The sequence below is a fragment of the Actinomyces haliotis genome, from assembly GCF_015355765.1.
In the GTDB taxonomy this organism is placed as follows: Bacteria; Actinomycetota; Actinomycetes; order Actinomycetales; family Actinomycetaceae; genus Actinomyces; species Actinomyces haliotis.
On record NZ_JACWNA010000009.1, the window covers coordinates 1 to 12,003 of the forward strand.

Here is a 12,003-nt window from a genome sequence, read left to right on the forward strand (position 1 = left end):
GGCCACCGGAGGCCACCAGCGCCTCGATCGCCTCACGACCCGCACCACCCGAGGGCGCCTTCTCATCCGTCATGGTCATCAGTGTCAGTCCTTCCAGGAGGGCTTACACAAACCATTGAACAGGCCCCCTTCGTCTCGCAGGACACGGGGCCAGCCTCGAGCGGCTGGTCCCGCACCCACGTTACGAAAGGACTCGAGTCTCGGTCCGTTCCCCTGATCAGCGGTGAACCAGCAGCCCTGCGGCGGCCGGTGACAACACCCCCCGGATCATTGTGAAGACAGGGGCAAGACATCATGCCGACCACCGCTGGCCCGGCCACCGGCATCCCTACACCGGCAACCACCAACAAGGTAACGGGCGCGGCCGGTCCACCCGGAGGCAGCCTCCCCTCCGCCCGGTCCGTCGGTCCCGCAGGTGCAGCGGTCACGCTGCGGCACCCCGACCATGACCTGATCGACGTGCCGGCCGCACCCGGCCCACGTCGTCTTCCCGCACTTCTTGGACGTCACCGCTCGGCACACCGCGATCACCTCTCTGTCCTTCGATACCCCGGCGGGTATCAGTTCGCGAGGGCAACGACACCCGTAGGGGTATCGAGACTCCATCGGTGGGACGTGGCGTCAGTGACGAAGGACGCAGAGGGGCAGGGCTGAACGCCTCACCCCTCTCGCACCGCGCGGCGCGCGGCGCGTGGGATGATCACGGCGCCACTCCCCGCCCGACCCCGGAGCACTCATGGTCCCGACCGCCCTGCCCGCCCTCGCGCTGGCCGCCTCCTTCACGCCGTCGACGACAGCCGTGGGGGGCAACGTCTTCCTCACCGCGATCGTGGGGCTGCTGCCCCTCGTCGCCTTCTTCGCCCTCATGGGCGCCTTCAAGGTGCCCACCCACTGGTGCTCGATCATCGCGCTCGTCGTCTCGATGGTGCTCGCCGTCGCCTGCTTCCACATGCCCGTCGGCATGACGGCGCTCTCGGCCACCCAGGGCCTCGCCATGGGCTTCGTCCCCATCATCTACATCATCATCGCGGCCGTGTGGCTCTACAACCTCACCGAGGTCTCCGGCCGGTCCCAGGACCTCAAGGCCGTCTTCAACGCCATCGGCAAGGGTGACATGCGCGCCCAGGCCCTCATCGTCTCCTTCTCCTTCTGCGGCCTGCTCGAGGGCCTCGCCGGATTCGGCGCGCCCGTCGCCATCACCGCCGCCATGCTCATCACGCTGGGCCTGCCCAAGATGAAGGCCGCCCTCGTCACCATCGTCGGCAACGCGATCTACGTCGGCTTCGGCGCCATGGCCATCCCGGTCACGACGGCCGCGAAGCTCGGAGGCGGTCAGGATCCGGCGGCCATCGGCTCCTTCATGAGCCACTTCACGTGGATCATCTGCGTCCTCATGCCCTTCATCCTGCTGTCGATCCTCGACGGCGCCCGCGCGGTCCGCCAGCTCTGGCCGCTCGCGCTCGTCGCCGGCGTCGCCACCGGTGCCGGGCACTTCATCGCCCCGTCGATCTCCTACGAGCTCACCAGCGTCATGGCCGCCCTCCTCGGCCTGGCCGCCTCCTACCTGTTCCTCCTGGTGTGGACGCCGACGACGCCGACGGAGTTCCACACCGAGACGGCCGAGGCGGACAAGCCCGACCGCGAGCGCGTCATCCTCGCCCTGGCGCCCTACGTCCTCGTCGTCGTCATCATCGCCGTCACCAAGCTGTGGAAGGGGCTCAACGCCGCCCTGGAGGCCACCGACGTCAAGATCCCATGGCCGGGGATCTACGGAAACCTCCTCACCTCGGACGGCAAGGCATCCACCAGCCCCATCTACACGCTCCAGATCCTGTCCAACCCCGGCACCTGGATCTTCCTCACCGCCATCATCATCGCCTTCCTGTACGCGTCCCGGTCCTCCGGCGGCCGCTTCCAGGTCAGCGCCGGGCGCCTCTTCAGCGCGCTGCCGGAGACGATCTACAACCTGCGCCTGTCGATCCTCACGATCGCCATGGTGATGGCGCTGGCCTACGTCATGAACTTCTCCGGGCAGACCACCGCCATCGGCGCCGCCCTGGCGACCACGGGCGCCGCCTTCGCGTTCCTCTCCCCCATCCTGGGCTGGGTCGGCACCGCCGTCGCGGGCTCGGCGACGAGCGCGGGCGCGCTCTTCGCCAACCTCCAGGTCACCGCGGCGCAGGGGGCCGGGCTCGACCCGCGCATCCTGCTGGCCGCCAACACGGTCGGTGCGGGCCTGGGCAAGATCGTCTCCCCGCAGAACCTCGCCGTCGTCACCACCGCCGTCCAGGCCCCGGGGACGGACTCCGAGGTTCTCAAGAAGGCCGCGCCGTACTCCATCGGCCTGCTGCTCCTGCTCTGCGCGCTCGTCTTCGTCGCCTCCCAGGGCTGGCTCGGCGCCTACATGCCGGCCTGACGGGCGCCCCCTAGCAGGAGCCCCTCACCCGCACCACGCCCCCGGGCCCGATCCCGAGCCCGGTTCCGGACCGATCCCCAGACCCGCCCCAGAGCACCGGCTTCCCGCCGGGTCCGACGTCAACGCCGTCGGACCCGGCGGGAAGCCGTCTGTCTCGACGCTGGGCGCGGGCGGAACGGGGGCGAGTGCCGGAGAGGCACCAGGCCCGGACCCCGGCTCAGGACCTCCCGCCGGTTTTCCGCACGACCCGCCTCACGGATCTCACGCTGGAAGACGGCGCCAGGGTCGCTCCGCGTCGGCGCGTTTCCGCGGGATCCCGCCACCGACCCGCGCCCACCGTGCGACCCGGGACCCAGGTCCCTAACCTGGCGCCAGGTCCGCCCCGCACCGGGGCGGCGTCGACGAAAGGTCCACACGTGCGCATTGCTCTCTTCGCGACCTGCATCGGGGACTCGATGTTCCCACAGGCCCCCGAGGCCACCGTCACCCTCCTCGAGCGACTCGGCCACGAGGTCGTCTTCCCCGAGGGACAGGTGTGCTGCGGCCAGATGCACGCCAACACCGGCTACTTCAAGAAGGCCGAGCCCCTCATCCGCAACCACGTCAAGACCTTCGAGCCCGTGCTCGACGGCGAGTGGGACGCCGTCGTCGTCCCCTCCGGATCCTGCGCCGGCGCCACCCGCCACGAGCAGGCGCTCGTCGCCGAGCACCTCGGCGACGCCAAGCTGGCCAGGCGCTCCGAGGAGGTCGCCGCCAAGACCTACGAGCTCTCCGAGCTGCTCGTGGACGTCCTCGGCCTCACCGACGTCGGCGCCTACTTCCCGCACCGCGTCACCTACCACCCCACGTGCCACTCGCTGCGCATCGCCAAGGTCGGCGACCGCCCCTACAAGCTGCTGGGCGCCGTCGAGGGCATCGACCTCGCCCCGCTGCCGGACGCCGAGGTGTGCTGCGGCTTCGGCGGCACCTTCGCCATGAAGAACCACGAGACCTCCACCGCCATGCTCGCGGACAAGGTCACCAACGTCATGTCCACCCACGCCGAGGTCCTGTGCATGGGCGACTACTCGTGCCTCATGCACGTCGGCGGCGGCCTGAGCCGCATCAACTCCGGCGTCAAGATCATGCACCTGGCGGAGATCCTCGCCTCGACGAAGGACAAGCCCTTCGTCGGCAACGTCTCCTACGCCCCGACCCCCGAGGAGGCGATGGTCCGATGACGACCACCGACGACCGCGCCCAGGCCCTGACCGAGGACCTCGCCCCGCACACCGGTGGCTGGGTCACCGAGGTCCAGATCCCCGAGAACCCGCTGCGCTGGGGCGAGGACTTCCAGCACGGAGCCCACAAGACCCTCCAGAACACCCAGATGCGCGCCAACCTCGGCAAGGCGACGCGCACCATCCGCTCCAAGCGCGACCAGCGCGCCGCGGAGATGCCCGACTGGGAGGCCCTGCGCGACGCCGCCAGCGCCGTCAAGGCCGAGACCATGAGCCGCCTGCCCGAGCTCCTCGACCAGTTCGAGGCCAACGTGACCAAGCGCGGCGGCATCGTCCACTGGGCCCGTGACGCCGCCGAGGCCAACAAGATCGTCACCGAGCTCATCAAGGCCAAGGGCGTCGACGAGGTCGTCAAGATCAAGTCGATGGCGACCCAGGAGATCAACCTCAACGAGCACCTCAAGTCCGAGGGCATCACCGCCCACGAGACCGACCTCGCCGAGATGATCGTCCAGCTCGCCGACGACATGCCCTCGCACATCGTCGTCCCCGCGATCCACCGCAACCGCTCCGAGGTCCGCGGCATCTTCCTCGACCGCATGGGCGACGCTCCCGAGGAGCTCTCCGACGACCCGGTCGAGCTCGCCGGCGCCGCACGCGCCCACCTGCGCAAGAAGTTCCTCCACGCCAAGGTCGCCGTCTCCGGCACCAACATGGGCGTGGCCGAGACCGGCACCGTCTCCGTCTACGAGTCCGAGGGCAACGGCCGCATGTGCCTCACCCTCCCGGAGACGCTCATCACCGTCATGGGCATCGAGAAGCTCGTCCCCCGCTACCAGGACGTCGAGATCTTCTCCCAGCTCCTACCGCGCTCCGCGACCGGCGAGCGCATGAACCCCTACACCTCCATGTGGACGGGCGTCACCGAGGGCGACGGCCCGCAGGAGTTCCACCTCATCCTCATGGACAACGGGCGCACCAAGACCCTCGCCGACCCGATCGGCCGCGAGGCCCTCCACTGCATCCGCTGCGGCGCCTGCATGAACATCTGCCCCGTCTACCAGCACACCGGCGGCCACGCCTACGGCTCGGTCTACCCGGGCCCGATCGGCGCGATCATCACCCCGCAGCTCACGCAGGGCCTGTCCGAGGACGACCCGAACCACCAGCTGCCCTTCGCGTCCTCGCTGTGCGGGGCCTGCGGCGAGGCCTGCCCGGTCAAGATCGACATCCCGACGATCCTCATCCACCTGCGCGCCCGCAGCGTCGACGTCAAGAAGAAGGTCCTCCCCGACATGTGGGACCTCGCCATGACCGCGACGCAGCCGCCGATGAGCGCGGGCGGCTTCTGGTCCTGGGCCCAGCAGGGCGTCAAGGTCTCGCGGCTCGTGGCACGCGACGGAAAGATCGGCGCGCTGCCCTACCCCGGCTCCATGTGGACCGGTGCCCGCGACATCCCCGAGGCTCCCAAGGAGAACTTCCGCGAGTGGTGGAAGCGCACCCACGGCGCCGACAGCCCCGCGGACGTGACCGCCGAGTCGACGACGACGCCGCTGCACCGCGACGAGCGCGACGCCCACGACGTCGCCGCCGCCCAGCCCCGCCTCAGCAAGGAGGAGAACTGATGGACGCCAAGGAAGCGATCCTCGCCCGCGCGCGCGACGCGCTCTCCCGCTCCCAGCGCGGCCCCGCCCCCGAGGTCCCGCGCGACTACGTCCGCGTCGGAGCCGACGCTCCGGGCTCCGAGCCCGTCGTCGCCGACATGATCGAGAAGCTCGAGGACTACGACGCCGTCGTGCGCACGAAGACCTCGGACGCCGAGATCGCCGAGGCGATCGACGAGCTGCTCGGCGACGCGAAGGTCGTCGTCGTCCCCTCCGGCCTGCCGCAGGTCTACAAGGACGCCGCCGCCCGCTCCGACCGCGAGCTGCGCGAGGACTCCCGCGAGGAGCCCATCGCCACCCTCGACCTGGACAAGGTCGACGCCGTCGTCACCTGCTCGCGGGTGGGCGTGTCCCTGTCCGGCACGATCATCCTCGACGGCGAGCCCGACCAGGGCCGCCGCGCGATCACGCTCGTCCCGGACCGCCACGTGTGCGTCCTCGAGCGCGAGATGGTCGTCCCCACGGTGCCGCAGGCCGTCGACGTCCTCGGCGAGCACCCCGAGCGCCCGACCACCTGGATCGCCGGCCCCTCGGCCACGGCTGACATCGAGCTCGTCCGCGTCCAGGGCGTCCACGGCCCGCGCCACCTCGGAGTCGTCATCGCCCACTGAGCAACCGCTCGTGCTGCTCCGCCCTCGCCCCGCCGGCCACGCCGGCGGGGCGAGGTCCGTCCTGCGGCGGACCTGCGACCGGATCTCGTGTCCACGAGGGCGCGTCAGGAGGTTGAGCGCAGGAGCAGCCGCACGCTTCATCCGCGTCATGGACCGGTGGCTCTGTGGCGAGCACGAGGCTCCGCAGGCTCTGACGCGCCCTCGTGGACAGCGGACGACCGAGTGGATCTAGTCTTGGGTCCCGTGAGCGCGCGAGTCATCCTCCTGACCGGTCCCTCGGGGTCCGGCAAGACCTCCCTCCTGCGCCGCGTCGGAGCCAAGCGCCTCAAGCTCGACGACTTCTACCGCGACGGGGACGAGCCCGGTATGCCGCTCCTGGATGGCAGCCTCTCCGGCGAGGACGGCGTCGGGCGCGACGAGGCCATGAGTGCCGTCGACTGGGACCACCCCGCCTCGTGGGACGCCGAGCGCGCCATGGTCGCCATCCGCGAGCTGTGCCGCGAGGGCCGCACCCGCGCGCCCGTCTACTCGATCCCGGACAACGCCACCGTGGACTACTCCTCCCTCGACATCGGGACGGCTGAGGCCTTCGTCGCCGAGGGGATCTTCGCGGCCGAGCTCGTCGACCGCTGCCGCGAGGAGGGCCTGCTCGCCGACGCCCTCGTCCTCAAGCGCCCCCGTCCGCAGACCTGGTGGTTCCGGCTGCGTCGCGACCTCGCCGAGCACCGCAAGCCCGTCCACGTCCTTCTCACGCGCGGGCTGCGCCTCGCCCACGAGGAGCCCGCGAAGATCGCCGACTGGACGGGCAAGGGCTGCCGCCCCGTGGGCCGCGCCCAGTGCGAGGCGACGATCGCCGAGCACATCGGCTCCTCGTCGATCCCGGGCAACCGCGGCGACGGCGTCGCCTGAGGCGCGTCCAGCCGCTGCCTGCCGCGCCCCCGCTGGTGCGCGGCGCGCCCGTCACTTCCCGGCGGCGTCCTTGAAGGTCACCTTTACGGCGTAGTCCTCCTGCTCCGTGCCCTTGAGGGTGGCCTTGACCTGCTCGGTGAGGAGCGACTCGGCCCGGTCCTGGGCCTTGGTGAGCAGCCCGCCCTTGACCGCCTTGTCCTCCTCGGACTTCTCCTGGTCGGAGAGGAAGCCGGTGACGTCGGAGACCTCGGTCTGGTTGAGCGGGTTGAGGGACTGGTCATAGGTGGTGACGGTGTCCGGGTCGATGCTCGTGGAGAGGACCTGGACGGCGGGCGCGGTGACGGTGACCGTGCGGGAGGCGTCGTCGACGTCGACGGTGACGGCGGAGGCGTCCTTGATGCCGGCCTTGACGGTGCCCGAGTAGGTGACGAGGAAGCTGGACCCGGTCATCGGGACCTCGACCCCGAGGACCTCCTTGTTGTCCTCGGAGTACTTCCCGACGTCGGTGAAGCTGTAGTCCTGGGTGGCGAGCTCGGCGACGTCGGTGAAGGAGGACTGGATCGTCGCCGCGGAGACGGAGGTGCGCTGGCCGGGCAGGACACCGAGGCGCAGGAGCCCGAAGACGAGAGCCACGGCGAGGAGGACGAGCCCGAGGCCCCGCAGCAGCACCTTCTCGACGGGCTTGCTCATGCCCTCGCGGCTGCGACGGGCACGCTCCCCGAGCTCCGCGGAGCCCGCGGTCGCGGTGCTGCCGGCGGGCTCGGGCTGGTCGGTCGTGGGCGTCATGCGATCGGGCTCCTCAAGGCTGCTCCGGCTCGGTGCGGGACGCGACCCGGCCGGTACGGGTCGCGGCGCCAGGCTATCGGCACCCGGAGGAGCGGGCGCGCTGAGGGCCCTCCGGCTCAGGTCTCGTGACGGCACTGCGTCCTCGCCCCTCCCGGGGGCGCCCTCCAGTCCGAGCGGCCGGACTGCCAGAAGGATCCGGGCCGCACCTGGTGCACAGGGCTCATGCCGATCTACCGGACGTGTCCCCCACCGCGCGAGCGTCCCCGCCGCGCGGACGGGGGCGGCGCGGGACGTGCCGCGAGCGCGGGTCGTCGGAGGCCTGCGGCGCCCAGGGCGCTCAGCGCGAGGCGCGCGAGTCGAGGCTGGCGAGGACGAGCGCCGCACCGGGGGAGACGACGAAGGCCGTGTGCCCGGGCGGGAAGGACCAGTCCCCCGGGTGCATCGCCATGGGGTGGGCGAGCAGGCTCGTGTCCGGGCGCGGGCGGGCGTAGACCATCTTGAGGATCGCGACGGGGGCGTAGGTGACGGCGGTGCTCAGGGCCACGGAGGGCGCGCGGTGCAGGCCCCGCCGCCGGGCACGATGACGATTGCGAGGGCCGCGGCGTACGGCGGCTCAAGGTAGCGGTACAGGCCCGTGGTGAGGGCGCCGACGACGCCGACGCGGTGCGCGTTGAACCAGGCCGTGACGGCGAGGTCGGCCGAGGACGCGTGCAGGCGGACGCCGGCGAGGAGGACGACGGCGACGCCTGCGAGCGCCAGCGCGACCCACGGGCGCAGCGCGGCGTCCTGGAGGGGCAGGTGCTCGGGTGCGGCGATGACGCCGCCCCCGTGGTGGCCGGTGCCCAGCGGGCTCGTGTTCTGCGGGAGGTCCTGGCGCGTGGCGTCAGCACCGGGCGCGGGCGGAGGCGGGGCGAGGTCGTCGTGGTCATGGCGGCAAGCGTCGACGCCGCCCGCCAAGAATCGACCAAGACGCCGTCCGGCTGCGGGCCGTGTCCCAGCCTCAGTCACGGTCCCCCAGGCTCAGTGGGCTCAGCGGACGAGGACCGTCTTGCCGTGGCCGCCTCCGTTGTGCGCGGAGGCGAGCGCAGCCGGGACCTCCGAGAAGGGCAGCTCCCGGCCAACGACGGGGCGCAGCTCCCCGGAGTCGACGAGGTCGATGATCTCGCGCAGCTCGGCGACGTCGGGGTGCATGAGGTGGTACTCGTAGCGCACGCCGAGCCTCTTGGCGCGGCGCTGGACGCGCGCGCCCAGGGCGCGCACGAGGAGTCCCTTGACTCCCGTGGTACCGAGCGTGCGGGCGAGGGCCGCGTCGGGCGGGGTGTTGAGGCCGACGACGAGGCCGTCCGGCTTGAGGACGGTCAGCGAGCGCAGGACGTTCTTCTCTCCGACGCCGTCGAGGACGAGGTCGTAGCCCGAGAGGACCTCGGTGAAGTCCTGCGAGTGGTAGTCGATGACGTGGTCGGCGCCGAGGGAGCGGACGAGCTCGGCGTTGCGCGGGGAGACGGTCGTCGCGACCTCGGCGCCGAGGTGCTTGGCGATCTGGATGGCGAGGGATCCGACGCCGCCGGCTCCGGCGTGGACGAGGACCTTCTGGCCGGTGGCGAGGTGGCCGCGGTCGACGAGCGCCTGCCAGGCGGTGAGAGCGGTGAGCGGTAGGGATGCTGCCTCGGCGAGGCTGGTCCCGCTCGGGGCGGGGGCGACCACGGAGGCGTCGACGGCGACCCGCTCCGCGAAGGTGCCCATGTGGGCCTGGTCGGCGCGGGTGACGACCCGATCGCCGACGGCGAGCCCGGTGACGCCGTCGCCGACCTCCACGACGGTGCCGGCTGCGTCGAAGCCGAGACGCGTCGGGAGGTCGAGCGGGACGACGAGGCGGACCGTGCCCTTGGCGAGGAGGGCGTCGACGGGGTTGACGGAGACGGCGGCGACGTCGATGACGACCTCGCCGGAGCCGGCGTGGGGCTCGGGGACGTCGGTGAGCACCGGGTCGGTGCCGTACTCGTTGAGGATGAATGCCTTCATGGGGTGGGTAACCGCGAGGCCGCCCTGGGCATTCCGTCCGGCGGCCCCGGGGAGCCGGGACCGCCGTCGTCGAGGGCGCTTGCGTGTCGGGGCGGGTCTGCGCGACGCCGCCGTCGTCGTCAGCCGCGCTTGACCAGCGGGAAGGTGATGGTCTCGCGGATGCCCTGGCCGGTGAGGGCCATGAGGAGGCGGTCGATGCCCATGCCCATGCCGCCGGAGGGCGGGAAGCCCTGCTCCATGGCGCGCAGGAAGTCCTCGTCGACGACCATGGCCTCCGGGTCGCCGTTGGCGGCGGCGAGGGACTGGGCGACGAAGCGCTCGCGCTGGACGACCGGGTCCGCGAGCTCGGAGTAGGCGGTGGCGAGCTCGAAGCCGCGCACGTACAGGTCCCACTTCTCGGTCAGGCCCGGGCGGGAGCGGTGGTAGCGGGTGAGCGGGGAGGTGTCCTCGGGGAAGTCGCGCACGAAGGTGGGCTCCCACAGGTCGTTGCCGACGGTCTCCTCGAAGATGTCCTCGACGACCTTGCCGGCGACCTCGTAGTCGTCGAACTCGAGGCCCAGCTTCTCCCCGATGCGGACGAGCTCCTCGCGGGGCGTCTCGACGGTGATCTCCTCGTCGACGGCCTCGGAGACCGAGCCGTACAGGTCGATGGTGCGCCACTCGCCGGACAGGTCGTACTCGGAGCCGTCGGCGAGGGTGACGACCTCCTCGCCCTCGGCCAGGCCGAAGGCGTCGCGGGCAGCCTGCTGGACGAGGTTGCGGGTCAGCTCGGCCATGCCGTTGTAGTCGGAGTAGGCCTCGTAGGCCTCCAGGGCCGCGAACTCCGGGGAGTGGGAGGAGTCGGCGCCCTCGTTGCGGAAGTTGCGGTTGATCTCGAAGACGCGGTCCACGCCGCCGACGACGGCGCGCTTGAGGTAGAGCTCGGTGGCGATGCGCAGGTAGAGGTCCATGTCGTACGCGTTCATGTGCGTGACGAAGGGGCGCGCGGCGGCGCCGCCGTGGATCGGCTGGAGCATCGGGGTCTCGAGCTCGAGGTAGTCGCGGCGGTGGAAGTTCTCGCGCAGGGAGCGCATGACGGCGGCGCGGGTGCGGACCATGTCGCGGGCCGCGGGACGGGTGAGGAGGTCGAGCTCGCGGCGGCGCACGCGCTGCTCCTCGGACAGGGAGACGGACTCGCCGTCCTCGTTGGTCCAGGTCTTGGGCAGGGGCAGGAGCGCCTTGGAGGCGATACGCCAGGCGGGCACCTCGACGGCGTCATCGCCGAGCTCGGGGAGCTCCTCGGCGGTGCGGCCGTCGGCGAGGCAGGTCTCGGCGAAGACGGAGAGCTCGCCACGGCGCGAGGAGATGACGCGGCCGTGGACGAAGAGGTGGTCGCCGAGGTCGACGTCGGACTTGAAGGACTTGAGGCTCGTGTGCCCCTCACCGGGCAGGGACTTGGCGGAGACCATCGCCTGGATGGTGGTACCGGCGCCGTCGGAGAGGGTGACGAAGCAGAGCTTGCCGGAGCTGCGCAGGTACACGACGCGTCCGGCGAGGCCGACGACGTCCTCGGTCTCCTGGCCAGCCTCGAGGTGGGCGTACTGCTCGCGGACGGCGGCGATGGTCGTGGTGACGGGGAGGGCGACGGGGTAGGGCTCCCAGCCCTCGGCGCGGAGGCGGTCGCGCTTGGCGGCGCGGATCTCGAACTGCTCGCCCGGGCCCGGGTCCTGCTTGGCCTGCTTCTGCTTCTGGGGCTTGTCGGCAGGGGCGGCGGACTCGGGAGCGGGGGGCTGCTGGTTCTCAGTCGCGTCAGTCACGGCCGGGATTCTACCGGCGGCGGGACCACGCTCAGCGGCCCGGACGCGAGGGATCGGCCACCCCGCCGCACCGGCCCTTCGTCGCCCGGCCGCTCAGGCGCGGGCCTCGGCGAGGGGGATGCCGGAGGGGCGCAGCCCCTGGAGGCGGGCGACGTCGGCGCCGACGCCCTCGGTGGGGACGCCGCCCGGCTCGGCGGAGCGGTCGACGACGTGGTTGTGCTCGTCGACGAAGACGACGCGGGGCAGGTAGGTGCGGGCCTCGTCGTCGGGCAGCTGGGAGTATGCGATGAGAATGACAACGTCGCCGGGATTGACGAGGCGTGCCGCCGCGCCGTTGATGCAGATCTCGCCGGCGCCGCGCTCGCCGGGGATGACGTAGGTGGACAAGCGGTTGCCGTTCTCGCAGTCGCAGACGTCGACGCGCTCGCCGGGCAGGAGGTCCGCGGCGTCGAGGAGGTCCGCGTCCACCGTGATGGAGCCGACGTAGTCGAGGTCCGCCTGGGTCACCGTGGCGCGGTGGATCTTCGAGGTCATCATTGTGCGGGTGCGGGAGCTCATCGCGGACAAGCCTAGGGGCTC

11 protein-coding genes are annotated in these 12,003 nt (G+C 71.6%); 5 read left to right on the plus strand and 6 right to left on the minus strand.

What is annotated here, in order from left to right:
• Positions 1 to 736 precede the first annotated feature (736 nt).
• The 5 genes from IXW69_RS06165 (at position 737) to IXW69_RS06185 (ending at position 6,820) form a co-directional block, all read left to right on the plus strand.
• Positions 737 to 2,416 (plus strand): L-lactate permease, encoded by a 1,680-nt coding sequence (locus IXW69_RS06165; RefSeq protein WP_194785488.1) that lies wholly within the window; start codon positions 737 to 739, stop codon positions 2,414 to 2,416.
• A 416-nt stretch (positions 2,417 to 2,832) separates the two neighbouring features.
• Positions 2,833 to 3,636 (plus strand): (Fe-S)-binding protein, encoded by an 804-nt coding sequence (locus tag IXW69_RS06170; protein WP_194785489.1) that lies wholly within the window; start codon positions 2,833 to 2,835, stop codon positions 3,634 to 3,636.
• Positions 3,633 to 5,261, plus strand: coding sequence for a LutB/LldF family L-lactate oxidation iron-sulfur protein (locus IXW69_RS06175; RefSeq protein WP_194785490.1), 1,629 nt, complete (start codon positions 3,633 to 3,635; stop codon positions 5,259 to 5,261). Before IXW69_RS06170 ends, IXW69_RS06175 begins: the two co-directional genes overlap by 4 nt.
• Positions 5,261 to 5,911, plus strand: coding sequence for a LutC/YkgG family protein (locus IXW69_RS06180; RefSeq protein WP_194785491.1), 651 nt, complete (start codon positions 5,261 to 5,263; stop codon positions 5,909 to 5,911). The genes IXW69_RS06175 and IXW69_RS06180 overlap by 1 nt, the downstream gene beginning before the upstream one ends.
• A 243-nt stretch (positions 5,912 to 6,154) precedes the next feature.
• Positions 6,155 to 6,820: an ATP-binding protein gene (locus tag IXW69_RS06185; RefSeq protein WP_194785492.1), complete on the plus strand. Its 666-nt coding sequence runs from the start codon at positions 6,155 to 6,157 to the stop codon at positions 6,818 to 6,820.
• A gap of 51 nt (positions 6,821 to 6,871) precedes the next feature.
• Here IXW69_RS06185 and IXW69_RS06190 read toward each other — a convergent pair whose 3' ends face one another.
• The 6 genes from IXW69_RS06190 to panD form a co-directional block, all read right to left on the minus strand.
• Positions 6,872 to 7,606: a DUF4230 domain-containing protein gene (locus IXW69_RS06190; protein ID WP_228524932.1), complete on the minus strand. Its 735-nt coding sequence runs from the start codon at positions 7,604 to 7,606 to the stop codon at positions 6,872 to 6,874.
• 337 nt (positions 7,607 to 7,943) lie between these two features.
• A complete protein-coding gene (locus IXW69_RS06195; RefSeq protein WP_194785493.1) occupies positions 7,944 to 8,150 on the minus strand; it encodes a phosphatase PAP2 family protein in 207 nt (68 codons plus the stop codon).
• Positions 8,141 to 8,614: a hypothetical protein gene (locus tag IXW69_RS06200; RefSeq protein ID WP_194785494.1), complete on the minus strand. Its 474-nt coding sequence runs from the start codon at positions 8,612 to 8,614 to the stop codon at positions 8,141 to 8,143. The genes IXW69_RS06195 and IXW69_RS06200 overlap by 10 nt, the downstream gene beginning before the upstream one ends.
• Before the next feature lie 21 nt (positions 8,615 to 8,635).
• Positions 8,636 to 9,628: an NADP-dependent oxidoreductase gene (locus IXW69_RS06205; protein WP_194785495.1), complete on the minus strand. Its 993-nt coding sequence runs from the start codon at positions 9,626 to 9,628 to the stop codon at positions 8,636 to 8,638.
• Positions 9,629 to 9,747: 119 nt separating this feature from the next.
• On the minus strand, positions 9,748 to 11,424 hold the full coding sequence (locus IXW69_RS06210; protein WP_194785496.1) for a lysine--tRNA ligase: 1,677 nt from the start codon (positions 11,422 to 11,424) through the stop codon (positions 9,748 to 9,750).
• A gap of 93 nt (positions 11,425 to 11,517) precedes the next feature.
• A complete protein-coding gene (gene panD, locus IXW69_RS06215) occupies positions 11,518 to 11,982 on the minus strand; it encodes an aspartate 1-decarboxylase (protein ID WP_194785497.1) in 465 nt (154 codons plus the stop codon).
• Between the last annotated feature and the right edge of the window lie 21 nt (positions 11,983 to 12,003).